Source organism: Agrobacterium sp. Ap1 (genome assembly GCF_017313375.1).
In the GTDB taxonomy this organism is placed as follows: Bacteria; Pseudomonadota; Alphaproteobacteria; order Rhizobiales; family Rhizobiaceae; genus Neorhizobium; species Neorhizobium cellulosilyticum.
Genome location: NZ_JAFLMY010000003.1, coordinates 109,269 through 131,207, shown reverse-complemented (window position 1 = coordinate 131,207; position 21,939 = coordinate 109,269). Strand labels below are relative to the sequence as shown.

Annotated in this window: 24 protein-coding genes; 14 read left to right on the top strand and 10 right to left on the bottom strand. The window is 58.2% G+C overall.

Annotation, left to right across the window (positions count from 1 at the left end; all coding sequences use genetic code 11):
• Positions 1 to 29 precede the first annotated feature (29 nt).
• Positions 30 to 1,928, bottom strand: a complete 1,899-nt coding sequence (gene dnaK, locus JZX87_RS06845) for a molecular chaperone DnaK (RefSeq protein WP_183823859.1) — start codon at positions 1,926 to 1,928, stop codon at positions 30 to 32.
• Between the two features lie 218 nt (positions 1,929 to 2,146).
• On the bottom strand, positions 2,147 to 4,717 hold the full coding sequence (locus JZX87_RS06840) for a transglycosylase domain-containing protein (protein WP_206824784.1): 2,571 nt from the start codon (positions 4,715 to 4,717) through the stop codon (positions 2,147 to 2,149).
• A gap of 291 nt (positions 4,718 to 5,008) precedes the next feature.
• Between JZX87_RS06840 and JZX87_RS06835 the strand changes: the two genes are divergently transcribed.
• The 5 genes from JZX87_RS06835 to JZX87_RS06815 all read left to right on the top strand — a co-directional run bounded on the left by JZX87_RS06835 (position 5,009) and on the right by JZX87_RS06815 (position 6,790).
• Positions 5,009 to 5,191 (top strand): hypothetical protein, encoded by a 183-nt coding sequence (locus JZX87_RS06835; RefSeq protein ID WP_148146185.1) that lies wholly within the window; start codon positions 5,009 to 5,011, stop codon positions 5,189 to 5,191.
• A gap of 114 nt (positions 5,192 to 5,305) precedes the next feature.
• Entirely contained in the window at positions 5,306 to 5,515 is a 210-nt protein-coding gene (locus JZX87_RS06830; protein WP_206824783.1) for a hypothetical protein, read from the top strand.
• Between the two features lie 108 nt (positions 5,516 to 5,623).
• The gene (locus tag JZX87_RS06825; RefSeq protein WP_206824782.1) at positions 5,624 to 5,821 is read left to right on the top strand and encodes a hypothetical protein; all 198 of its coding nucleotides are present in this window, start codon (positions 5,624 to 5,626) and stop codon (positions 5,819 to 5,821) included.
• A 283-nt stretch (positions 5,822 to 6,104) separates the two neighbouring features.
• On the top strand, positions 6,105 to 6,317 hold the full coding sequence (locus tag JZX87_RS06820) for a hypothetical protein (protein WP_148146188.1): 213 nt from the start codon (positions 6,105 to 6,107) through the stop codon (positions 6,315 to 6,317).
• Positions 6,318 to 6,421: 104 nt separating this feature from the next.
• On the top strand, positions 6,422 to 6,790 hold the full coding sequence (locus JZX87_RS06815; protein WP_183823868.1) for a hypothetical protein: 369 nt from the start codon (positions 6,422 to 6,424) through the stop codon (positions 6,788 to 6,790).
• A 6-nt stretch (positions 6,791 to 6,796) separates the two neighbouring features.
• Here JZX87_RS06815 and JZX87_RS06810 read toward each other — a convergent pair whose 3' ends face one another.
• A complete protein-coding gene (locus JZX87_RS06810) occupies positions 6,797 to 7,288 on the bottom strand; it encodes a YbaK/EbsC family protein (RefSeq protein ID WP_206825110.1) in 492 nt (163 codons plus the stop codon).
• A gap of 557 nt (positions 7,289 to 7,845) precedes the next feature.
• Here JZX87_RS06810 and JZX87_RS06805 point away from each other — a divergent pair.
• Positions 7,846 to 8,055 (top strand): cold-shock protein, encoded by a 210-nt coding sequence (locus JZX87_RS06805; RefSeq protein WP_112459391.1) that lies wholly within the window; start codon positions 7,846 to 7,848, stop codon positions 8,053 to 8,055.
• A 456-nt stretch (positions 8,056 to 8,511) separates the two neighbouring features.
• Positions 8,512 to 9,693: a low temperature requirement protein A gene (locus JZX87_RS06800; RefSeq protein WP_206824781.1), complete on the top strand. Its 1,182-nt coding sequence runs from the start codon at positions 8,512 to 8,514 to the stop codon at positions 9,691 to 9,693.
• A 99-nt stretch (positions 9,694 to 9,792) separates the two neighbouring features.
• On the opposite strand, the gene JZX87_RS06795 is transcribed toward JZX87_RS06800, so the two are convergent.
• Complete coding sequence (locus tag JZX87_RS06795; protein WP_183823872.1) at positions 9,793 to 9,999, bottom strand: SlyX family protein; 207 nt, start codon at positions 9,997 to 9,999, stop codon at positions 9,793 to 9,795.
• 75 nt (positions 10,000 to 10,074) lie between these two features.
• Entirely contained in the window at positions 10,075 to 11,574 is a 1,500-nt protein-coding gene (locus tag JZX87_RS06790; RefSeq protein ID WP_206824780.1) for a globin-coupled sensor protein, read from the bottom strand.
• Between the two features lie 261 nt (positions 11,575 to 11,835).
• Between JZX87_RS06790 and recF the strand changes: the two genes are divergently transcribed.
• Genes recF through JZX87_RS06775 form a run of 3 tightly spaced genes read left to right on the top strand, consistent with a single transcriptional unit; the run spans position 11,836 to position 14,292 of the window.
• The gene (gene recF / locus JZX87_RS06785) at positions 11,836 to 12,969 is read left to right on the top strand and encodes a DNA replication/repair protein RecF (RefSeq protein ID WP_206824778.1); all 1,134 of its coding nucleotides are present in this window, start codon (positions 11,836 to 11,838) and stop codon (positions 12,967 to 12,969) included.
• A 34-nt stretch (positions 12,970 to 13,003) separates the two neighbouring features.
• A complete protein-coding gene (locus JZX87_RS06780; protein ID WP_286194211.1) occupies positions 13,004 to 13,801 on the top strand; it encodes a molybdopterin-synthase adenylyltransferase MoeB in 798 nt (265 codons plus the stop codon).
• A gap of 8 nt (positions 13,802 to 13,809) precedes the next feature.
• The gene (locus JZX87_RS06775) at positions 13,810 to 14,292 is read left to right on the top strand and encodes a GNAT family N-acetyltransferase (protein ID WP_206825108.1); all 483 of its coding nucleotides are present in this window, start codon (positions 13,810 to 13,812) and stop codon (positions 14,290 to 14,292) included.
• A gap of 2 nt (positions 14,293 to 14,294) precedes the next feature.
• Here JZX87_RS06775 and JZX87_RS06770 read toward each other — a convergent pair whose 3' ends face one another.
• Positions 14,295 to 15,299, bottom strand: a complete 1,005-nt coding sequence (locus tag JZX87_RS06770; RefSeq protein WP_148146195.1) for a 2-hydroxyacid dehydrogenase — start codon at positions 15,297 to 15,299, stop codon at positions 14,295 to 14,297.
• Between the two features lie 155 nt (positions 15,300 to 15,454).
• Here JZX87_RS06770 and JZX87_RS06765 point away from each other — a divergent pair, with 155 nt between their 5' ends.
• Positions 15,455 to 15,994 carry an SH3 domain-containing protein gene (locus tag JZX87_RS06765; RefSeq protein ID WP_148146196.1) on the top strand — a complete coding sequence of 180 codons (540 nt, stop codon included), beginning with the start codon at positions 15,455 to 15,457 and terminating at the stop codon, positions 15,992 to 15,994.
• Here the strand turns inward: JZX87_RS06765 and JZX87_RS06760 are convergent.
• Positions 15,987 to 16,979 (bottom strand): adenosine kinase, encoded by a 993-nt coding sequence (locus JZX87_RS06760; RefSeq protein WP_206824777.1) that lies wholly within the window; start codon positions 16,977 to 16,979, stop codon positions 15,987 to 15,989. The genes JZX87_RS06765 and JZX87_RS06760 overlap by 8 nt on opposite strands.
• A gap of 317 nt (positions 16,980 to 17,296) precedes the next feature.
• Between JZX87_RS06760 and JZX87_RS06755 the strand changes: the two genes are divergently transcribed.
• Positions 17,297 to 18,241, top strand: coding sequence for an AEC family transporter (locus JZX87_RS06755; protein WP_206824775.1), 945 nt, complete (start codon positions 17,297 to 17,299; stop codon positions 18,239 to 18,241).
• A gap of 66 nt (positions 18,242 to 18,307) precedes the next feature.
• On the opposite strand, the gene JZX87_RS06750 is transcribed toward JZX87_RS06755, so the two are convergent.
• Positions 18,308 to 18,889 (bottom strand): c-type cytochrome, encoded by a 582-nt coding sequence (locus JZX87_RS06750; RefSeq protein ID WP_206824773.1) that lies wholly within the window; start codon positions 18,887 to 18,889, stop codon positions 18,308 to 18,310.
• Between the two features lie 169 nt (positions 18,890 to 19,058).
• Here JZX87_RS06750 and JZX87_RS06745 point away from each other — a divergent pair, with 169 nt between their 5' ends.
• Both JZX87_RS06745 and JZX87_RS06740 read left to right on the top strand, forming a co-directional pair.
• The gene (locus JZX87_RS06745; RefSeq protein ID WP_183823878.1) at positions 19,059 to 19,817 is read left to right on the top strand and encodes a 3-deoxy-manno-octulosonate cytidylyltransferase; all 759 of its coding nucleotides are present in this window, start codon (positions 19,059 to 19,061) and stop codon (positions 19,815 to 19,817) included.
• A gap of 14 nt (positions 19,818 to 19,831) precedes the next feature.
• On the top strand, positions 19,832 to 20,695 hold the full coding sequence (locus JZX87_RS06740) for a prephenate dehydratase (RefSeq protein WP_148146201.1): 864 nt from the start codon (positions 19,832 to 19,834) through the stop codon (positions 20,693 to 20,695).
• Positions 20,696 to 20,785: 90 nt separating this feature from the next.
• Here the strand turns inward: JZX87_RS06740 and JZX87_RS06735 are convergent, their stop codons facing one another.
• Together JZX87_RS06735 and JZX87_RS06730 are read right to left on the bottom strand one after the other, a co-directional pair.
• Positions 20,786 to 21,160, bottom strand: coding sequence for a VOC family protein (locus JZX87_RS06735; RefSeq protein WP_206824770.1), 375 nt, complete (start codon positions 21,158 to 21,160; stop codon positions 20,786 to 20,788).
• Between the two features lie 66 nt (positions 21,161 to 21,226).
• The gene (locus tag JZX87_RS06730; RefSeq protein ID WP_206824764.1) at positions 21,227 to 21,922 is read right to left on the bottom strand and encodes a helix-turn-helix transcriptional regulator; all 696 of its coding nucleotides are present in this window, start codon (positions 21,920 to 21,922) and stop codon (positions 21,227 to 21,229) included.
• Positions 21,923 to 21,939 lie beyond the last annotated feature (17 nt).

Sequence of the window (21,939 nt, the reverse complement as noted above, 5' to 3'; positions counted from 1 at the left end):
ACTATATTGAGGCTTCCGTCAACGGAGCCTTAGGCCGACTTCTTGTCGTCCTTGATTTCCTCGTAGTCGGCATCAACGACACCGTCGTCCTTGCCGCCTTCAGCTCCACCTTCAGCCTGCTGGGCCTCGTAGATGGCCTGGCCGAGCTTCATGGAAGCTTCCATGAGGGTCTGCGTCTTTGCCTGGATGTCATCGGCATCCGGCTCGGAAGCTTCGACCGAGGTCTTCAGCGCAGCAATCGCATCTTCGATCGCCTTGCGGTCGGCTTCGGTGACCTTGTCGCCATATTCAGCCAGCGACTTCTCGCTGGAGTGAATGAGGCTTTCGGCCTGGTTCCTGGCTTCAACGCCTGCACGACGCTTCTTGTCGGCTTCGGCATTGGCTTCAGCATCCTTGACCATCTTTTCGATGTCGGCGTCAGAGAGACCGCCGGAAGCCTGGATGCGGATCTGCTGTTCCTTGCCGGTACCCTTGTCCTTGGCCGAAACCTGGACGATGCCGTTGGCGTCGATGTCGAAGGTGACTTCGATCTGCGGCATGCCGCGCGGTGCCGGCGGCAGGCCGACGAGGTCGAATTGGCCGAGCAGTTTGTTGTCTGCCGCCATTTCGCGCTCACCCTGGGAAACGCGGATCGTCACGGCCTGCTGGTTGTCGTCAGCGGTCGAGAAGGTTTGGCTCTTCTTGGTCGGGATCGTGGTGTTACGGTCGATCAGACGGGTGAAGACGCCACCGAGCGTTTCGATGCCGAGCGACAGCGGGGTCACGTCGAGAAGCAGAACGTCCTTGACGTCGCCCTGGAGAACGCCGCCCTGGATGGCAGCACCGAGGGCTACGACTTCATCCGGGTTGACGCCCTTGTGCGGCTCCTTGCCGAACAGCTGCTTGACGATTTCCTGCACCTTCGGCATGCGGCTCATGCCGCCGACAAGAACGACTTCATCGATCTCGGCTGCAGTAACGCCGGCATCCTTCAGCGCTGCCTTGCACGGTGCGACAGTGCGCTGAACCAGATCATCGACCAGGCTTTCGAACTTGGCGCGGGTCAGCTTCAGCGTCAGGTGCTTCGGACCGGACGCGTCCGCCGTGATGAACGGCAGGTTGATTTCGGTCTGCTGCGAGGACGACAGTTCGATCTTGGCCTTTTCGGCAGCTTCCTTGAGGCGCTGCAGGGCAAGCTTGTCGTTCTTCAGGTCAATGCCCTGATCCTTCTTAAACTCGGCTGCAAGATATTCGACCAGACGCATGTCGAAGTCTTCACCGCCGAGGAAGGTGTCGCCGTTGGTCGACTTCACTTCGAAGACGCCGTCGCCGATTTCCAGAACCGAGATATCGAAGGTACCGCCACCCAAGTCGTAAACGGCGATCGTCTTGCCGTCCTTCTTGTCCATGCCGTAGGCAAGGGCCGCAGCAGTCGGCTCGTTGATGATGCGGAGGACTTCGAGACCCGCGATGCGGCCGGCATCCTTGGTTGCCTGGCGCTGCGCGTCGTTGAAGTATGCCGGAACGGTGATGACGGCCTTTTCGACCTTTTCACCGAGGTAGGATTCAGCGGTTTCCTTCATCTTCTGAAGGATCATCGCGGAAACCTGAGCCGGGGAATAGTTCTTGTCGTGTGCCTTGACCCATGCGTCGCCGTTATCGCCCTTGACGATATCGAACGGAACAAGGCCCTTGTCCTTCTCGACCGTCGGGTCTTCGAAGCGGCGGCCGATCAGGCGCTTGACTGCAAACAGGGTGTTGGTCGGGTTAGTCACCGCCTGGCGCTTGGCCGGCTGGCCGACGAGACGTTCGCCGTCTTCGGTGAATGCGACCATGGAGGGCGTGGTGCGCGCGCCTTCGGCGTTCTCGATGACCTTCGCATCCTTGCCATCCATGATGGCAACGCAGGAGTTGGTGGTACCGAGGTCGATGCCAATTACTTTAGCCATATCTTCTCTCTCCTTTAAGCGAACCGTCGGGACCCCGAAAGGCATTCCACTGACAGTTCCTCGACTGGGATGGTCTTTTGAATTCCTTGGCAGCCAGTGCTGCCGTCATGCGGCGTATATAAGGACGGGTTTTTCCGACTGCAAGGCAGGAAATCGCCAGCCTTCCGGCAAAAAGCGCGATTCGTCTGCTGACGCATGCAAGCATGCCGCCGGAGACATTACTGGCCCATGATTACGTCAAGCAATGTGGTCCTGCGAGCTTGCTGCGGCTGGTAGACATGGCCGCCGTCAGCGCCGACATCTCCGGGAGGCACAGGGCCGCCGCCAACGCTTCCGGGCGGTAAGGGAGCCTGCGAATCATACGGGCCTTTATACTGGCGATAATCGCGGTAGCCGCCGGCCTGTTCGGCGTCGGTATTGCCGCGATATTGGCGCTGCTGCCGATTGTCGTAAACCGTGCCACCATTGCCGTTGTTGCAAATGGCGTTATCGCCATAAGCGCAGGGAATAGCGCCCGGAGGCTGCGGTGAAGCCGACCGATCGAAGTTTCGGGCCGGTGGCAAGGCAGCCTCTGCCTGCGGCTGCACCGGCGGCAGCGGGCGTGAGCGAACGATATCCGAGCCGGCAGGTGCCGGTGGCGCCGGCGGAAAACTGTCAGAGCCCGAATATTCCGGCTGCTCCTGAGAGGCTCCGGGCAGGATACCGGAAATGATGTCGCCGATTGAGGTCGAAGGCGACTGCGGCTGATCGGTTGCGGGCGGCAGCTGAGCGCCGTTGCCGAAACCAAACAAGGGCGTCGGCGTGTATCCCTTCATCGCCACAGTCATATATTCCTTCCAGGCCTTGGCAGGCAACGTGCCGCCGGTAACCCTCTTCATGTAGCTGCCGTCGTCATTGCCGAACCACACACCGGTCGTCAGAATGCTGGTAAAGCCGACAAAAAGCGCATCTCGGGAATTCTGCGTCGTCCCCGATTTTCCGGCCGCCTGCCAGCCGTCAAGCCGTGCCGCCCTGCCGGTACCCTCGCGAATGACACCGGACATCATGCCGTTCATCGTGGCGGCGATGGGCTCGCTCAAGACACGCGGCGGATTGCTGTAATCGGCCTCGTACAGAACCTTGCCATCCGGATCGGTGATGCGTTTGACGATGTGCGGCGTCGCCTTGTAGCCGCCGTTCATGAAAGCTGCGTAAGATGACGTCAGCTCCACCAGCGAAACTTCCGAAGTACCAAGTGCAATCGAGGCATTTGGCTGGATATCGGAATCAACGCCGAGTCGATGCGCCATCGAGACCACTTTTTCCGGTCCCACGGCCATGACCAGCTGTGCCGCAACCGTGTTCAGCGAATGTGTCAGGGCATAAGAGAGCGGAACCGGACCTTTATATTCCTTCTCATAGTTTTCCGGCGTCCAGTTACCGATCTTCACCGGCGCGTCGTTGACGATCGTGTCGGGACCGTAACCGGCTTCGAGTGCGGAGGCATAAACAAACGGCTTGAATGCCGATCCCGGCTGACGCTTGGCCTTGAAGGCACGATTGAACTGGCTCTGGACATAATCACGCCCGCCGACAACGGCGCGGATCGCTCCCGTCGCGTCAACCGAAACCAGCGCAGCCTGGGAGGCGTTCAGCTTGCCTCCTTCCTTTTTCAGGATGTCGTTCAGCGATTTGTCGGCCGCTTCTTCAAGCTTGAGGTCGATCGTCGTTTCAACGGTGACATCAACCTTCGGCTCGCCGATCAGGCTTTTAACCTCGTCCACGACCATATCGGCGGCATAATGCTGCGGGCCGGACCAGTAGCTCTTTGCATTGGAAGGCGGCTGCGCCATCGCCTTGTTGAAATCGCTGTCGGTTATGTAGCCTTCTTCGCGCATCGTACCGAGGACGACCTGAGCACGCTCTTCGGCCGCTTTCGGATCGCGGGCCGGAGAGAGCCTTGAAGGTGCCTTCAGAAGGCCGGCGAGCGTCGCCGCTTCACCGAGGTTCACATCGCGGGCAGACTTGTTGAAATAACGCCTTGATGCCGCCTCGACGCCATAGGCACCAGAACCGAAGAAAACCCGGTTAAGGTACATGGCGAGGATCTGGTCCTTGGTGAACTTGTGCTCCAGCCAGAAAGACAGAAGCACTTCCTGGATTTTTCGCTCGAAAGTGCGATCCGGGGAGAGAAACAGGTTCTTTGCCAGCTGCTGGGTAATCGTCGAGCCACCCTGGATCGGTTGACCGGTCAGGTTATTGACGAAGGCACGCGCAAGACCCAACGGGTCAATGCCGAAATGTGAATAGAAACGCCGATCCTCGATCGAAATCACCGCCTGAGGCAGGTAGGGCGACATCTCTTCCAGCGCCAAGGCCTCGCCGCCGGTTGCGCCGCGATTGGCAATGACGGAACCGTCGATCGCAGTGATCTTCATGTTCGGCGGACGATCGGGAATCGACCAGCTGCTGGCCGCAGGCATTTGCGCGCCGTAATAAAGCACAAGGCCACCTATGCCGATTGCACTCCAGATACCGAGAACGACACACCAGTAGATCAGCCTGCGCAACGGAGCGAATAATCCGCCACCGGCAGAACCGCTGCCGCGGCGAGATCCAGATTTTGCGGCTCCCCGTTTTTGGCGACGGGCGGTGTCGACCTTCGCATCAGACTTGGGCGCACGTTTAGACGCCTTGCGATGACCGACAATGCGATCGTCAGCCTCAAGGCGAAATTCGTCCTGATCTTCGTCGTGCGATGCTTCGAAGGAAGGTTCGACGCGCTTGTCTGATTTGCCTCTGGCTACCATGCGAGCCGGCGGTCTCCCGTCTTATGCCTGCGAAAAACAGCAGGCCTTTTGCCATCAGGTTTCCGCTGGACTCTAAATGCGGCGATTTAAGGAGGGGTAAAAGGCAAACAGAACCTGAAGAAGATAGCTAGATGTTCAGCCAACTGTTTCGAGACGTGGCTTTCTACCTTGAAAACCACGGCTTTCCAGAGAATTCCGGATTTGGTAATATCAGGGGCTACTGAAGTTATGCGTCAGGCAGATAAAGGGAAGAATTCCGGACTGCCGCGTTCAGCGCTCGGGGAGGGAGCCATGAACAAAATCTTCGAGGCCGTCGTTCGGAACGGCGACCAGCGAGTGCCAGTAGCACTCGTCAATCTCAAACAGGCCTTGGAAATGTCCGAGAAACTCGTCTTCGAGTTCAGCCATCCTGAACACGAAGCGGGCAAGACGGATATCTTTGTCGGCCGAGAGGTCTTGCAGAAGCTGATGTGACTGTGTCCTACGACGTTGCGTGTCGATTACACAAGGCTTACGCGTATTCGTGATTTGGGCAGCTGGAGATTACTTGTTATCCTCCTCAGCGCAACAAGCGAAAGGAGAATGGACATGAAGACATTTCTCGTCGTCGCTGCCGTCATGGGCCTCACGTCATCCGCAGCACTTGCGGATTGTGCCGGTCATAAAGTGACGGCTTCCAATGCGGTGGACAAGGAAATCACCACCGCAAGCATTGCTTCCACTGCAGTGCAGCAGGAGATGAAGCAGGCGGGGCAACCAAGCGACCCTGCCGCTGATAGCCAGAAAGCCACTCAATAACCGATGCCCTGCGCCGGGCATTTGTCCGGCGCAGCAAGCCGCAATAGAGCTGGAACCTAGTCAGCCGATCTCCGTTGGGTTCTATGAAATCCAGAAAAGGAGGTTGTGATGCCGAACAGAGATCCGATCCCCAATCCGACGGCAGATACGCCACGGGGGCCAACACCTACCGGGGGAGTGCCGGACAGGATCCAGGAAAAGCCACCCCTGACACCTGCGCAGGACAAGGGCGACAACAAGAACCCCCAGGATCCTGTGCTTGATCCGGCTCTGTTGCCGACAGGTGATCCGGCTGGCATGGCCTAAATTGGTTTCAGGCCTTTCGGGCGGCAGCGCTGTATTGCGCCGCCCGAACCCGATTACATATCGCGATAGAAAACAGGCAGCGTTTTCTAGCCCCCAAATCGTACCCGCGCTAACTTGTTGTTGCCATTTTATCAACCGGATATCAGATTGCCGCCCGGGTAAGGACATTTCGCTGACACAGGCTTGCAATTCGCAGGGCTGTGCTCGTGCTTTTTGACCTGCCCAGGCAAAGTCGGGAACTGACTTGTCTGCCATTGGGTCCCAACCGCGACGCGAGGGTTTGATGCCGACTCAGTTGATCCGAAATCCGGTTAATCCGGAACAGCTCACCCTTGTACAGCAAGTCTTTGATGAAACATGCGCTGAGCATGGCATCGACAAGGCGAGCGCTGATGGTGAAGCACTCGCACTGATTCTGGTGAACTCGCTTCAGAAAGGTTCCGCTGAAAAAGAGCAGTTGGAAGCTCTGGCCGGCGCGTTGATACAAACGCGCTGATTGCAGTCTGTCCCAATTCTTGCGCGGTATTTTGACGGACCACGGAACCTAATCGTCGCGTCGAAAGTTGAACGGTCTCCAAGATCAAGATGATGGAGGCCGGAATGGCAGAGTCAGTCAAAAGCTTTACCCGCGAAAACGCTATCGCTTCATTCGATCATCAGCCGAGCGACAGCGCAATCGCCGAAGAGATTCAGGGCCTGCGTTCCGAGATATCCAGGTTGCGTGCCCTTATGTCGGAAAAGACTGGCGAGGTTTACGAGCGCGTTGCAGATCGTGCCAGCAGTGCGGCAAATTATGTCTCTTCGGAAGCCAACTCGGTAGCAGGTACGATCAAAGAACACCCAGCGGCGACTACAACGCTATTCACCCTTATCGGTGCGGTAGGATTTGCAATCGGTTATGCCGTCGCTTCGGCCTCTGCGGAAAGCAAGCAGGCATGGTACCAGCGCTATCTGGGCGACCGCTTCTGATTGCCTTCACAGCGATGATATTTCACTAGCCGCAACGACATCTTGGGCGACGTCGATCCAGACGGCGCCCGTCAACTCGACCATTTGGACGGGATCGATCCGAACTGCCGAATTGGTAGCACCGGCAGCTGGCACGACTTCGTCGAAGCGCTTGAGAGAGATGTCGCAATACACCGATAGCGGCGAAGCCAATCCGAAGGGGCACACACCGCCGACCGGGTGGCCGGTAATTTCAACAACCTCTTCCCCACCGAGCATGCGTGGCTTGGTACCGAAGCGGGAACGGAACTTCTTGTTGTCCAAGCGAGCAGTGCCAGCCATTACTACGATCATGGTTTCCTCGCCAGCGCGCAAACATATGCTTTTGGCAATCTGATCCGGCTCTACCCCGTGTGCGGCAGCAGCCAGAGGAACCGTCGCGGAACTGGCTTCGGTAACGATTACTTTGATGTTTGGCGCGCGCTCGGCGAGAAAGGCTTGGACCGACAGGAGACTCATGTCGCGAACATTGCGCATGAATCGTTCTTAGGCAAGCCGTATGCAGCCATGCACGACGCGCAATACTGCGGTGCGTAATCATGACTGTTTTTTAGGCTCGCCTCCTGTATAGTCAAATCATCGACGGACGCACTCCTCCTCCCAGTGTCCTCGATGGGACCAGCAACACCTCCTCCTCCCGGTTGTTGGTCAGTTTCAGAAACCCGGCGCACCTCCTCCCGCGCCGGGTTTTCTGTATTTAATGCCTTTATCACAGCGATCTAGAGCACGACCTAGCACTTTCAATGCTGGTTTCTAGCCATCAAGCCGTTGATATATATAGACCTTTGCAATTACCCTTAAAGATTGCAGTATCGACCCGATACGTACCCGCAGCATCGCATCAATCTTGACGAACATTGGGGCAAGCCCTAAGTGCGTATGATCGAAATTTGTCTGATGGCCAGCACCGGGCTACTGCCACGCTTGCGACGTTCTACTCTGCAAAGTTCGAAGTTCAATCTGTTCCTTCCGGTTTCCGGGAGGGGCTGTCGGTCATTGCAAAGAAAGGCATCGATATGGCGACGGGTACAGTTAAGTGGTTCAATGCGACCAAGGGTTACGGCTTCATTTCTCCTGATGATGGCGGTGCGGACGTTTTCGTTCACATTTCCGCTGTTGAGCGTGCAGGCCTCGGCCAGCTTCAGGACGGCCAGAAGCTCTCCTTCGAGCTGGTAACGGACCGCCGTTCCGGCAAGGTTGCAGCTGACCAGCTGCAGGCTGCCTAATAAAGCTTTGCTCGCGGCGACCCGGTCGCCGCGAGCTTCCAGATCACCGTCACTTATCGGTCCCGGCGACGTCTTGAAACGACCTGAGCGCCATCCCATTTAAAATCCAACAGCATTTCCGACAAATACTGGAGCGAATGCGGTCAACCGTGCCATTTCGAAACGGGCAATGGATTTACTTAACGATCGATTAACCTGTTTCAGAGATGATGAGTGCCACAGAGCTGCGCGGTCATAACGATCAGAAACGCAGCCGAGACGGAATGCTTGACCCGTTTGACGTGACCACGGATGTACTGGCGCAATGAACGGGATTGGAAAGGTCGGGCTTGCCCGGCCTTTTTGTTTTCCTATCCCCGTTAGCCTAGCAAATATTCCCGATCATCCTCTCCACTTATGATTCGCCGCCCTAAATCCATCCTTCGGCTTGCCATGCAATGAAGGATAAAAACGAGAATGGCTGAAGGCAAACATCACTGGCTGCGCAAGGACGACGCCGAATCGACCAAGGCGAGCTTTCCCGAACTGTTTTTCGACCTTGTTTTTGTCTTCGCGCTGATCCAGCTGTCACAGACGCTGGCATCGGATTTCTCCTTTGGGATTGCATTCGATGCCCTGATCTTCATTTTCGCACTCTGGTGGGTGTGGATCCACACGACATGGGTGACCAACCTGCTCGATGCCGAAGTCGTGCCGGTGAGATTGCTTCTGTTTTGGCTGATGTTTCTCGGTATCGTACTGGCGATTGCCCTTCCCAAAGCCTTTGGTGAGGCGGGGCTGGTCTTCGCACTGGCCTATGCGGCGATGCAGCTCAGCCGTTCGTTGTTCGCGCTCTATGCATTCAAAGGGACCGACGCCAGGTCGTTCATGACATTCGCGCGCATCACGATGTGGCTGCTCGTCTCCAGCGCTTTCTGGGTCGCTGGCGGTCTCGTCAGTCCGGAAAGCCGCGCCGTGTTCTGGATCGCAGCACTGGCAATCGAATATTCGGCACCCCTCGTTCGCTACTGGACGCCGGGGATCGGCGCCTCGCCTGCCGAAACACTTGATGTAAACGGCGAACACCTCGCCGAACGATGCGCCCTTTTTGTCATTATCGCACTCGGCGAAACGATCATCACCACCGGCAAGACCGCCTCTGACCACGCCGATGAGGGCAGCATCATCTTTTTGGTTCTCGTCCTGGCATTCCTGACAACCGTTTTGATGTGGTGGATTTATTTCCACGACGGACAGGAACGCGCCGCCGACACGGCGGAAGATGCGACCGAGCCGCAAAACACAGCCGACCATCTTTTCACCTACGGGCACCTACCGATCGTAGCAGGCATTATCCTGACCGCGGTGGGAGAGGATTTCACGCTCACGCATCCTCACAACCAGAGTGATCAGGCCAACGCGCTGGCAATTCTCGGCGGCCCGCTGCTGTTTCTTGCCGGCACTCTATGGATGAAGACGGTATCGTCCCGCAGCGTGCCGTGGTCACATTGCACCGGGATCTCAGCCATTCTCGCGGGGTTCATTTTTGTTCCCTACGCAGAAAATTTCCTGCTGCAGCTTATGGCGGCCGCCATTCTTCTTGCTGTAGCCCTCTGGGAATATATAGCGCTTAGGCGATTTCGCCGTGCGTCTGCTTAAAGTTTTCCGCCTTTCGTCGAAATACGAAACCAATCCGTCTATTTGTTTGCAAGCGGTTGGGGACGCAGGGCCGGTCCGCGTTTGCCGGAGTTGCTCTGATCAGTAATGCGGAGGCCTCGTTACTGGTGCCGCCTCGCGGGTCGATTCCTCCAGTGTCAGAAATCGTTCGGTCAACCGATCGAGTTTGGCACGGGTCTGCTCAACCACTTTCCATTGCTCGGCAAGTTGGTCGGACAGTTCATCGATCACCTTGGCCTGATGGGCAGCGAGTTCTTCCAGCTGCACCAGTCTCGTCTCGTCGCTCACGGCGGCAATCCTCTCATCTTCCAACCTGTCTAGTCGGGGATGTAGAGGATGCCTGTGACGCGGTCCAGCCTTCGATCAGGCACGGAGCCTGGGACGCTCCTGATAAACACTTGCCGAACCGCTCGTTCTGAAACGCGTCACCAGCGCCGCAAGACTGCCGCTGATGCCGACAAGGCTCTGGGCTGCGGCATTCGTTTCTTCCATCAGCGCAGCATTCTGCTGGGTGATCTGGTCCATGCTGCGGACGGACGCATTGATCTGATCGATGCCGGATGCCTGCTCCTGTGCCGAATGGGCGATCAGGGTTATATGTTCGTCGATCGCCTTCACCCGCGTGCCGATGCCGGTCAGCGCTTCACCGGCCCGGTTGACGAGACCGACGCCGCGCTGCACGTCGCCGGCGGAGCGATCGATCAGTTCCTTGATTTCCTTTGCGGCCGCTGCCGATCTTTGTGCCAGTTCACGCACTTCCTGGGCAACGACAGCAAAGCCCTTGCCCTGCTCACCTGCACGCGCCGCTTCGACACCAGCATTCAGCGCCAGCAGGTTCGTCTGGAATGCGATCTCGTCAATTGCACCGATGATCTGGGTCATTTTCTGGGATGATTCCGCGATATCGTCCATGGCGGAGATCGCCTGATGGACAACCTCTCCGTTTCTCTGCGTCTCTACGGCCGATTCGCGGATGATGGACTGCACCTCCTGCGTTCGCTTGGCCGCCTGACCGGACAGTGCTGTAATCTGCTCAAGCGCTGCTGCGGTCTCCTCGAGCGACGCAGCCTGCTGTTCGGTGCGCTTTGCCATGTTGTCCGCCGCAGTTGAGATATCGCCAACTTCTGCACGAACCTGACCGACAGACTGATTGATTTCTCCCATAGCCGCATCCAGTGCAGCAACTGAGGAATTGTAATTCGCCTTGAGGGTATGGAAATTCGGCGCGAGTTCCTGATCAAGCTCTGCCGTGAGATCACCACCGGCAAGACCCTTCAGCGCCTGCCCCAACGCCTCGAGAGCGCCATCTTGCTCCTGCTTGGCCGCAACGCGTTCGGCCTCCACCTTGCGCCGACCGTCTTCCAGCGCTTCCAGATAGACCGAGATCGCATAGTCCATGTCGACCATCGCCGCCTTGACCACTGCCGAAAGGTGATCTGCCAGGACACCGGCCTTCTTGTCGAGGAAGAACCCCTTCATCTCCTTGGCAATAACGGCACGGATGATGCCGTCGAGAATGAGTGCATAACCACCGATATACCAGCGCGGCTCAAGGCCAAGCCGGGCATGCGTCTTGCCGATAGCGGAAACCGCATCGACATAATCGCCATCATACCGGCCGGACGAGATGACGTCCCAATGGCTCGCCTGGCGTTCTTTCGCATGCGCGATGTGAGCGTCGCTGGAAAAGAATTTCGCGGTATGCGGATGCGCCTTGGCTTTCTGATAGAAAGCGTCAAGAGCCGGGCCAACGGCGCTTGTGACTACCGGTTGGACATTCGCGAGGTGGCGGCGCTCAATCTCTCCGAGCCCGACGAAATTCAGGCGCTCTGCAAGAACGGCCTTCTGGTCTTGATTTCTCATTTTGCCCCCGGTCCCATGTTGAGCCGTTTTGCGGATTGCACGCGGCATCACTCTAAAATGAAGTCTACCCGCGAAAGTTTAATTCACTATTATCCAATCACCCTAAGCTTTTATTAATCATAACTTGTTGCCGATATACTAACGGACGACGAATTGAGACTTCAGTCACGCAGGGCGGTTCACTGGCTCGATCAACCCAATCGCTTGCGTTCTGCCGTGCAAATCCTTAGCTCCTGTGCAACAGGCAAACCGCGATTCTCCATGGCGCAAAAGACTTCGATCTCACGACTCAAGCTTACCGACTTCCGCAATTACGCGGCGGCTTCGCTTGTGCTCGACAACAGGCATGTGGTGCTGACGGGAGAAAACGGTGCCGGCAAGACCAACCTGATGGAGGCAATATCCTTCCTTTCACCGGGGCGAGGTTTCAGGCGCGCCGTACTGACCGACGTGACGCGGGTGGGTGCCGAGGGCGGCTTTGCGATATTCGTCGATCTCGACGGAATGCAGGGCGAGGTTGCAATCGGCACGGGAACCGAGCCCGGCGACGGCGAGAGTGTCAGCCGCAAGCTCAGGATCAACAGCACGCCGGCTAAATCCACCGAGGAGCTTTCCGACCATCTGAACGTGTTGTGGCTGACGCCGTCGATGGATGGGCTGTTTACCGGCTCGTCATCGGACCGGCGGCGCTTTCTCGACCGGCTTGTGCTTTCACTCGATCCCACTCACGCTCGAAGGGCAAGCGACTTCGAGCGTGCCATGCGCAGCCGTAACAGGCTTCTCTCAGAGGGCCGCTTCGATCCCGCATGGCTGACGGCAATCGAAACGCAGATGGCCGAACTCGGGATAGCCATGGCTGCCGCACGGCATGAAATGTTGGGTCTGCTCCAGTCTCTCTCGGTCAATTCCGCCGAGACACCGTTTCCGACACCGGCACTGGCACTCGAAGGTTTCATGGATGGCGGCATGGATCGCCCGGCGGCCGATCTGGAAGAGGATTATCTTATCGCCCTGCGCAACGGACGCGGGCGTGACGCGGCCGCGGGCCGTACACTCGAAGGCCCGCACCGCGTCGATCTTCTTGTGCGCCATCAGGAGAAGAATATCGAGGCTTCGCGATGCTCGACCGGAGAGCAGAAGGCATTGCTGATCGGGCTCATTCTAGCCCATGCCCGATTAACTGCGGATATGACCGGTTTCGCACCGATACTGTTGCTCGACGAAATCGCCGCGCATCTCGACGAGGGGCGGCGTGCGACATTGTTCGATCTGGTAGACGGGCTCGGCGGCCAGGCCTTCATGACCGGCACCGACCACTCGATGTTTGCAGCGCTCGGAGACCGCGCACAGTTCTTTACGGTGAGCCATGGAAGCGTGACGCCGGGAAAAGCCTGACGATAGATGCTTAACCGGAAGAGATGGTGGTGATATGAAATCGATCATGGAAAACCAGGCTTCGCAACCGCCGGAGACGGCACTCACCCCGGACGAGATCGAGCGGTACAAACGCCATATCCTGCTGCCGGAAATCGGCGGAACCGGCCAACAGAAGCTGAAAGCCGGCCGTGTTCTGGTGATCGGGGCCGGCGGACTTGGCGCCCCCGTGCTGGAATATCTCGCCGCAGCCGGTATCGGCACGATCGGCATCGCCGATGACGACCGGGTGTCGCTTTCCAATCTGCAACGCCAGGTGATCCATGATTCCGGCACGATCGGCGAGATGAAGACCAAGAGCGCGCGCGACAAGATAGCCCGCCTCAATCCGCATGTCCGGGTCGTCGATTTCGAGGAACGGTTTTCGCTTGAATGGGCGAGGCTGCATCTGCCGCGCTTCGATCTTCTTGTCGATGGCTCCGACAATTTCGATACGCGCTATGCTGCGGCAGATGCGGCAGAGATGGCGAAGATCCCGCTGGTCACCGGCGCCGTCGGACGCTTCGACGGTTCCGTCACGGCGCTCAAGCCCTATGAGAGCAATGCAGACGGCTTGCTCAACCCGAGCTATCGCGACCTGTTTCCTGAAAAGCCGCCGGAGGGCCTGATCCCGGCCTGCGCCGAGACCGGCGTCGTTGGTGCCCTGACCGGCGTCATCGGTACGCTGATGGCGATGGAGGTCATCAAGCTGATCACTGGCATCGGCGAACCGCTGATCGGCCGACTGATGCTCTACGATGCGCTTTCGGCGCGGTTCGACACGATCAGATACAAACGCAGAAAGAGGTCGTAGGCAGAATGATCGCCATTACCAGAATCGACAACGGCTTTGGCCGCTGGGACGAATTGCTCGCGCTTATTCTCTCGTCCTTTTCCTATATGGACGAGATCATCGATCCGCCTTCCTCGGCACACCGGCTGACACTTGCCTCACTCGCGCAAAAGGCCACGAGCGAGATTGCTTTCGCCGCACTGGAGGAAGACCGTCTGGTCGGTTGCGTGTTCCTGAAACCCGAAACCGATTGCCTTTATGTCGGGAAACTCGCGGTCGCGCCGGGCCAGCAAGGCAAGGGTGTCGGCCGCCGGCTGCTGAAGGTTGCGCACGATACTGCGCATGAGCTGAATCTGCCGGCGCTCAGGCTGGAAACGCGCATCGAGCTTGTCGGCAACCACACGACCTTCGGCCGCTGGGGATTTCAGAAAACGGCCGAGAAATCCCATCCGGGCTTTGACCGGATCACCTTCATCGAAATGCGCAAGCAGCTCGAGCCGGCCCCCGCCTGAATTCAATTCCGGCCGGGCAGAACACGGTTCGGCGGACGGTGGCCGTCGAAAAAGGCTCGGATATTGATGATGACCTTATCGCCCATGTCGATCCGGCCCTCGATCGTGGCCGAACCCATATGGGGCAACAGAACGACCTTGCCTTCATTCGCAAGCTTGACGAGTTTCGGGTTGATCGCCGGCTCGTTCTGATAGACGTCGAGACCGGCACCGGCGATCTTGCCTTCACGCAGAAGCTTGATCATCGCCATCTCGTCGATGATGTCGCCACGCGCCGTGTTGACGATGATCGCCGTCGGCTGCATCAGCGCCAGACGCCGGGCTGACACAAGATGAAAGGTTCCGGGCGTCGATGGGCAATTCACCGAAACGATATCGACGCGGGCCAGCATCTGATCGAGGCTGTCCCAATAGGTCGCCTCCAGTTCGCTCTCGGTCGCCTGATTGACCGGCTTGCGGTTGTGATAGTGGATGGAAAGACCGAAAGCCTTGGCGCGTCTTGCGACCGCAGTGCCAATCCGACCCATCCCTATAATACCGATCCGTTTGCCCCAGATCCGGCGTCCGAGCATCCAGGTCGGACTCCAGCCGGCCCAATCGCCGGGATTGTCGGTCAGAATACGCGAGCCTTCAGCAAGGCGACGGTTGACGGCGAGGATGAGCGCCATCGTCATGTCCGCCGTGTCCTCTGTCAGGACGTTCGGCGTGTTGGTGACGGTAATGCCCTTCTCAGCCGCCGCATCGACATCGATGTGATCCGTACCGTTGGAAAAACCGGCAATAAGCTTCAGTTGCGGGCCTGCTGAGGCCAGAAGCTCGGCATCGATCTTGTCCGCGATTGTCGGTACAAGTACGTCGACACTCGCCATCGCAGCCGCAAGTTCTTCGCGTGAACGCGGCCGGTCATCGATGTTGAGCTCGGCGTCGAAGAGTTCGCGCATGCGCGTCTCGACGGCGTCCGGCAGCTTGCGCGTGATATAAACCCTGGGTCTTTTCTTCGCAGTCATCGCTCCGCCACCGCAATTTTAGCAGGTCATTAACCAAGTCGCGCGATAGTCGATCCTATCCTTGGGCGTTCTAGCAGACCCACCGGCGAAGACAAACAAAACCTCGCAAACGGGCCATGAAGCACATCCGCGGATCGTCAGTCAGGATCCACACAATGCGCCGCCTCATTATCATCATCGTAGCCATCTGCTTTCCCCTGATCGCAACGCTTTCCGCCATCGTCCCAGTCTATGCACAGGGTGCTGCGAAAGGTGCGAGCGGCCTGCCGCTACCGCGTTTTGCCAGCCTGAAATCAAAGAAAGTCAATATCCGTATCGGGCCGAGCACCGACTATGCGGTTTCATGGATGTACATGAAGGCAGGTACGCCCATGGAAATCATCCAGGAATACGACAACTGGCGGCGCGTGCGTGACGCCGAGGGAACCGAGGGCTGGGTGAACCAGGCGCTGCTTTCGGGCGAGCGTACGGCCGTCGCGGCTCCATGGATGCGCGGCAAGGGCCAAGACATCTATGTCAACATGCGCCGCGACCCGCAAAGCTCGGCCGCAATCACCGCCAAGCTTCAGCCGGGCGTTCAGCTTACCATCAAGGAATGCAACGGTGACTGGTGCCAGGCGGAAACCGGTGGTGCCGAGGGCTGGGTAGCCCAGGGCGAAGTCTGGGGCGTTTACCCGGGCGAAGCCTTTAAATAAGGCCTGCCTCGGCTGCCGCTTGTTTCAGCGATACCAGCGGACGTGGGCCGATCTGCTGGATAACTTCGGCTGCAGCGAGGCAACCGAGCTTGCCGCAATCTTCCAGCGAACGACCCTGCGTGTAGCCATAAAGGAAGCCGGAGGCGAAGAGATCACCGGCGCCAGTCGTATCGACCAGTTCGTCGATTGCATAGGCATCGATGTTTACCCGCTCACTACCGCGAACGATGACGGCGCCCTCTTCGCTGAGCGTGACCGCGGCCAGCTTGCAGTCTGCGGCGATCTTGCCGAGAGCCAGTTCGAAGTCTTCCGTCTCGTAGAGCGACAGCAGTTCGTGCTTGTTGGCAAAGACGATATCGACTGTGCCGGACGTCATCAAATCGAGGAATTCCGAGCGGTAGCGCCCAACACAGAAGGGGTCGGAGAGCGTCATGGACACTTCACGGCCATGCGCGTGGGCAATGCGAGCTGCCTCGCGAATAGCATCCTTGGCACGCGGCGGATCCCAGAGATAACCCTCGAAATAGGTGACCTTGGCTTCGGCGACGACTTCTTCCTCTACATGCTCTGGCCCAAGTTCGACGCAGGCGCCGAGATAGGTGTTCATCGAACGCTCGCCATCGGGCGTGACGAAGATCATCGAACGAGCCGTGGGGGGATGAAGACCATCCGGCTTTGTCTGGTAATGAACGCCCTGCGCGCGGATGTCGTGCTGGAAAATCTGGCCCAGCTGATCCTCGGCAACTTTGCCGAAATAGGCGGCCTTGCCCCCGAAACCGGCAATGCCGGCAGCAGTATTGCCGGCCGAACCACCGGATGCCTCTACCGCAGGTCCCATCTTTGAATAAAGAAATTCGGCACGCTCGGCATCGATAAGGTTCATGGCGCCCTTGATGATCGCATTGTCTTCAAGAAACGAATCCTCGCAACGGGCGAGGATATCGACGATGGCGTTGCCGATGGTCAGCACGTCGAACTTTGGCATTCACTCTTCATCCTTTTGCGTTCAAGCTGCGCCATGGGTAGTGGCCTTTTCCGGCCAAGGGAAGAACAAATGTTCTTGCATCCATTCCATCCGTGCATCGAGTTGGTTCAGGTTTATCATCTGTCATCTGGCCGTCACGGTTTTCGCATATGTTGATCCCGTCCGGTAAGGTTGGCTGCCACGGATGTACTGGCGGCTGACTGCCGGATTTTTCATTCCATTATAGATCTGGATCGGAGCACGGTTGCATATATGCATTTGTTGCTCGGAAGCTTATGCGCTAGACGCATAGGATCGGAATATTCCAAGGTCCTACCGTGTCGCTCGTCCTCGCCAATGTCTTCCCGGTCTTCATTCTCATTCTGCTCGGCTGGCTGATCGCCAAATCCGGCCTTCTCAAAGCGGAGACCGGCGATGCGCTGGGCGAATTTGTCTTCAAGATCGCCGTTCCCATGCTGATCTTCCGCACGCTAGCAACCGCGCATTTCGAAGGCGTTTCTCCCTTCAGACTGTGGACCGCCTATTTTATAGGTGTCGCGATCACCTGGACCATCGGGGCTTTTATGGCAAAACGCGCCTTCGGGCGGGACGCCAAAGTTGCCGTGATTGCAGGCATGTCGGCAAGCTTCGCCAATAATGTCTTCATCGGCCTTCCGTTGGTCGATCATATCGTCGGACAGGATGGGCTTGTTGCCATCTCCATCCTTCTCGCAATCCATCTGCCGATCATGATGATTGTCGGTACGGTGCTTATGGAAAGCGCCTCAGCCAAGGTAGATGGCACGGCTGCCCGCGGTATTGTCGCCGTACTCAAGCAGGTAGGGACAAACCTTGCGCGCAATCCGCTCGTCATCGCCTTGACACTCGGACTTGCCTTCAATCTTTCCGGCCTGTCAATGAACGCACCAGTTGCCCTGGTCGTCGACCAGATTGCCGGCTCTGCCAGCCCGGCCGCACTGATTTCGATCGGGATGGCGCTGACGCGTTATCCGATCAAGGGCGATCTGGGGCTCTCTTCTACCGCGGCCGTGCTCAAGCTATTCCTGATGCCGGCGTCCGTATTTGCGGCCTGCCAGCTACTGAACCTACGGCCGGACTGGACCGCTGCGCTGGTTCTGACCTCTTCCGTTCCGACAGGCATCAATGCCTGGCTGATTGCACAGCGTTTCCGCTCCAGCCAGAGCCTTGCCGCTTCCGTCATCAGCATCACAACCGCTTTCGGTGTCATCTCCGTCAGCATGTGGGCCTGGCTGCTTTCCTGACCGGAGGCAGAATGCAAAACGCCCGGCTGAGCCGGGCGTTATCTCTTAGGAACTCAAGAAGTAAAATCAGTTCGTAGCTGGTTCCGGTGCGTTCGGATCCGGCAGCGGCGCCGGGCTGTCGGACTGCTCGCGTATATAGGCGAGCAGATTGGCGCGCTCCTTGTCATTCTTGATACCGGCAAAGCCCATGGCCGTGCCCTTTACATAAGCCTTCGGGCCGGCAAGGAAGTGGTTGAGATGATCGAAGGTCCAGGTTTCCTGGCCACCCTTGGAAAAATCCTTCATCCCAGCAGAATAAGAAAAACCCTCGTGCGTGGCGACCGGACGGTTCACAAGACCCCAGAGGTCAGGGCCAACCTTGTTCGGCCCTCCCTTCTCGATGGAGTGACAGCTCTGACACTTCTTGAAAACGGCGGCGCCGGCGGTGGCATCTGCGCTCGCCATGAGCTGGCCAACAGGCACGGCAGCGGGTGCGGCTTCTGCGCCGGCTTTTTCGCCGCCCGATGCTTCCTCCGCTGCGGCAATCGCGAAACCTTCCTTTTCAGGAACGGGAGAGTGAAAAATCCCCTCCGAAGCGATCGAAACCGACATCATCACGAAAACAGTGGCAAGCAACGCACCAACCGACATATTCACGTAGGGGTTCATCCAGAGCTCCTTCCCATCTCGTTGACTACCCTCTGGACCAACTTGCGGTACAAACGGCCATCTTGCAATCGCGCGGAAGCTATGTCTTTTGCCAAATCGTTGCAATTGGAAACAAAACGCGCCGCATGAGACTATTTGACACTCTTGACGCGAGAATAGAAGGCCTTCGATGACACAACCGGCAGCAGAAAAAACACTGGTCCTGATCCCGGCCCGAATGGCCTCGACCCGACTGCCGAACAAGCCGCTCGCCGACATCGCCGGCCTGCCGATGATCGTTCAGGTGGCAAAGCGCGCCGAGGAAGCAAAAGCCGGGCGCGTTGTCGTGGCGGTCGACGATCAGGCCGTGTTCGATGTCGTCAAGGCAGCCGGTTTCGATGTCGTCATGACCCGCCAGGATCACCAGTCCGGCTCGGATCGCATCTACGAGGCGCTGCAGAAGGCCGACCCGGATGGCAAGGCGGAATTCGTCATCAACGTCCAGGGCGACCTGCCGACGATCGAGGCGGACGTGGTACGTGCTTCACTTCGACCGCTTCTCGACAATCCCTCGACCGATATCGCAACTCTGACCGTCGAAATCACCGACGAACACGAGAAAACCAATCCGAATGTGGTGAAGATCGTCGGCTCGCCGATTTCCGAAACCCGCCTGAAGGCCCTCTATTTCACCCGCGCGACCGCTCCTTATGGTGATGGCCCGCTTTACCATCACATCGGCCTTTACACCTATCGCCGCGCGGCTCTGGAAAAATTCGTCGCGCTCGGCCCGTCCCCGTTGGAAATGCGCGAGCGGCTGGAGCAGCTTCGGGCACTCGAGGCCGGCATGCGGATCGATGCCGAAATCGTGCACTCGATCCCGCTGGGCGTCGACACCCCTGCCGACCTTGAGAAAGCCCGTGCAATCCTGACGTCGCGCCAATCCTGAAAAAGAGGCACCCGATGACCACGCTGACCAATCGCATTGCCTTCCAGGGCGACTACGGCGCCAATTCCGACATGGCTTGCCGCGACATGTTTCCCGATATGGAGCCCCTGCCCTGCGCGACTTTCGAAGATGCCTTCCAGGCACTCGAAAGCGGCGAAGCCGATCTGGCGATGATCCCGATCGAGAACACGATTGCCGGGCGCGTGGCGGACATCCACACGCTGCTGCCGGAATCGCGGTTGCATATTATCGGTGAATATTTCATGCCGATCCGCTTCCAGCTGATGGTTCTGCCGGGTGTGAAGCATGACGAGATCCGCACGGTTCACAGCCATATCCATGCACTTGGCCAATGCCGCAAGATCATCCGCTCGAACGGCTGGAAAGCCGTCGTTGCCGGCGATACGGCGGGGGCTGCCAAGATGGTGGCTGAAAAGGGCGATCACTCGATGGCGGCACTTGCGCCACGGCTCGCCGCGGATCTCTACAAGCTCGAAATCCTGGCCGAAAACGTCGAGGATACGGAAAACAACGTAACCCGCTTCGTCGTCCTGTCGCGCGACGAGAAGTGGGTACAACGGAACAATCCGGAAGACGTGATCGTCACGACCTTTGTCTTCAATGTGCGCAACATCCCGGCGGCCCTCTACAAGGCGATGGGCGGTTTTGCGACCAACGGCATCAACATGACGAAGCTCGAAAGCTACCAGCTGGGTGGCAAGTTCGTCGCCACCCAGTTCTATGCCGATATCGAAGGCCATCCGGATGACGCGCCGGTGCGCCGGGCGCTGGAAGAGCTGCGATTCTTCTCCGAAAAGGTCCGCATTCTCGGCAGCTACAAGGGACACCCGATGCGCGGCGCGCTGCAGAAAGCATAAGGCGCTTCAACGCGCCAAGCCAGAACGAGGCATCGGAAGACTAGTAAGGGATTTGCAAAAGGCGGCGTGTTCAACGCCGCCTTTTGTGTTTCAGACCGCTTCGATCCTGGCATAGACGCGCAGGCGATGGCCATCGGGATCGGTCGCGACGAAGGTATAGCCGAAGTCCAGTTCCGCCGGTGTCTGCAGCACGCGCAGGCCCTTCTTCGCCCAATCGCTATAGGTGCGATCGACATCAGCGGTTTTTTCGAGCCGGTAGCAGATTTCCATGGAGCCGCTTCCCGCGGTCACCGCCGGCTGTGCCGTGTGGCGCGACCACAGACCGAGCTTCATGCCGTTGGACAGGATAAACAACGCGAATGTCGGCGAGCTTTCCACTGGTTCGACACCGAGCAGATCGCGGTAAAATGCGGCGCTTACGAACGGATTATCGACGAAAAGAATAGTGAAATCAGGGTGAACCATGTCAGTGCTCCTTGTTGAGACTGACCCGAATCTATCGCATCATGCTGTCAAATTCTGTCAGCAGCCCTAGCCGGGCGCGGAAATGCCTTCTGACCGTCGCCACTCTTTCAGCAGTGCCGGGCGGCGGCGCGGGTAACGCTTTCCTGTCGAGACCGCGGAGACGATGCGGTCCGTGCGGAAATGGCGAAATCCCTGTCGCAGCTCGCACCAGCCGATCATAACCCGCACGCTGTCGAAAAAACCGAGCGCAAAAGGCCAGACGCGGCGCTCGGTCAGTGCACCCTTTTCATCTTCATAGGCGAGGTCGAGCATGTGTTCGGCGCGGATTGCCTTGCGGATCATCGCCAGATCGCTCCTTTCTTCTCTCGCTCGCGGCGCCGCGACGAGCAGAGTGGAATTGTCGATCTCCTCCCTGAGTTCGGCCGGCAGGACTGCGGCGATCTTCTGCAGCGCATCCACGGCACCGGCTGCAAGTATCGGATCGGCCATTTTCGCAACCCAGCGGGAGCCGAGCACGAGAGCCTCGATCTCCTCTTGTGAAAACATCATCGGCGGCAGCATGAAACCAGGTTTCAGGATATAGCCGAGCCCGGCTTCTCCCTCGATCAAGGCCCCTTGCGCCTGAAGGCTGGCGATGTCGCGGTAGAGCGTGCGGAGGCTGACGCCGGTTTCGGCGGCAAGCGTTGCGCCGCTGACCGGCTGCCGATACCGCCGCATGACCTGCAGAAGCACAAGAAGACGTTCCGAACGGGCCACGGTCATCAGCGCCTCCGGTTTCA

Bases quoted from the DNA above. Each gene is read 5' to 3' on its own strand.
- JZX87_RS06740 (WP_148146201.1), top strand. From the start codon at position 19,832: ATGACCACGCTGACCAATCGCATTGCCTTCCAGGGCGACTACGGCGCC.
- JZX87_RS06840 (WP_206824784.1), bottom strand. From the start codon at position 4,717: ATGGTAGCCAGAGGCAAATCAGACAAGCGCGTCGAACCTTCCTTCGAA.
- JZX87_RS06820 (WP_148146188.1), top strand. From the start codon at position 6,105: ATGCCGACTCAGTTGATCCGAAATCCGGTTAATCCGGAACAGCTCACC.
- JZX87_RS06805 (WP_112459391.1), top strand. From the start codon at position 7,846: ATGGCGACGGGTACAGTTAAGTGGTTCAATGCGACCAAGGGTTACGGC.
- JZX87_RS06815 (WP_183823868.1), top strand. From the start codon at position 6,422: ATGGCAGAGTCAGTCAAAAGCTTTACCCGCGAAAACGCTATCGCTTCA.
- JZX87_RS06745 (WP_183823878.1), top strand. From the start codon at position 19,059: ATGACACAACCGGCAGCAGAAAAAACACTGGTCCTGATCCCGGCCCGA.
- JZX87_RS06780 (WP_286194211.1), top strand. From the start codon at position 13,004: ATGAAATCGATCATGGAAAACCAGGCTTCGCAACCGCCGGAGACGGCA.
- JZX87_RS06760 (WP_206824777.1), bottom strand. From the start codon at position 16,979: ATGCCAAAGTTCGACGTGCTGACCATCGGCAACGCCATCGTCGATATC.
- JZX87_RS06810 (WP_206825110.1), bottom strand. From the start codon at position 7,288: ATGAGTCTCCTGTCGGTCCAAGCCTTTCTCGCCGAGCGCGCGCCAAAC.
- JZX87_RS06825 (WP_206824782.1), top strand. From the start codon at position 5,624: ATGCCGAACAGAGATCCGATCCCCAATCCGACGGCAGATACGCCACGG.
- JZX87_RS06730 (WP_206824764.1), bottom strand. From the start codon at position 21,922: ATGACCGTGGCCCGTTCGGAACGTCTTCTTGTGCTTCTGCAGGTCATG.
- JZX87_RS06750 (WP_206824773.1), bottom strand. From the start codon at position 18,889: ATGAACCCCTACGTGAATATGTCGGTTGGTGCGTTGCTTGCCACTGTT.
- JZX87_RS06790 (WP_206824780.1), bottom strand. From the start codon at position 11,574: ATGAGAAATCAAGACCAGAAGGCCGTTCTTGCAGAGCGCCTGAATTTC.
- JZX87_RS06765 (WP_148146196.1), top strand. From the start codon at position 15,455: ATGCGCCGCCTCATTATCATCATCGTAGCCATCTGCTTTCCCCTGATC.
- JZX87_RS06735 (WP_206824770.1), bottom strand. From the start codon at position 21,160: ATGGTTCACCCTGATTTCACTATTCTTTTCGTCGATAATCCGTTCGTA.
- dnaK (WP_183823859.1), bottom strand. From the start codon at position 1,928: ATGGCTAAAGTAATTGGCATCGACCTCGGTACCACCAACTCCTGCGTT.
- JZX87_RS06800 (WP_206824781.1), top strand. From the start codon at position 8,512: ATGGCTGAAGGCAAACATCACTGGCTGCGCAAGGACGACGCCGAATCG.
- JZX87_RS06770 (WP_148146195.1), bottom strand. From the start codon at position 15,299: ATGACTGCGAAGAAAAGACCCAGGGTTTATATCACGCGCAAGCTGCCG.
- recF (WP_206824778.1), top strand. From the start codon at position 11,836: ATGGCGCAAAAGACTTCGATCTCACGACTCAAGCTTACCGACTTCCGC.
- JZX87_RS06835 (WP_148146185.1), top strand. From the start codon at position 5,009: ATGAACAAAATCTTCGAGGCCGTCGTTCGGAACGGCGACCAGCGAGTG.
- JZX87_RS06830 (WP_206824783.1), top strand. From the start codon at position 5,306: ATGAAGACATTTCTCGTCGTCGCTGCCGTCATGGGCCTCACGTCATCC.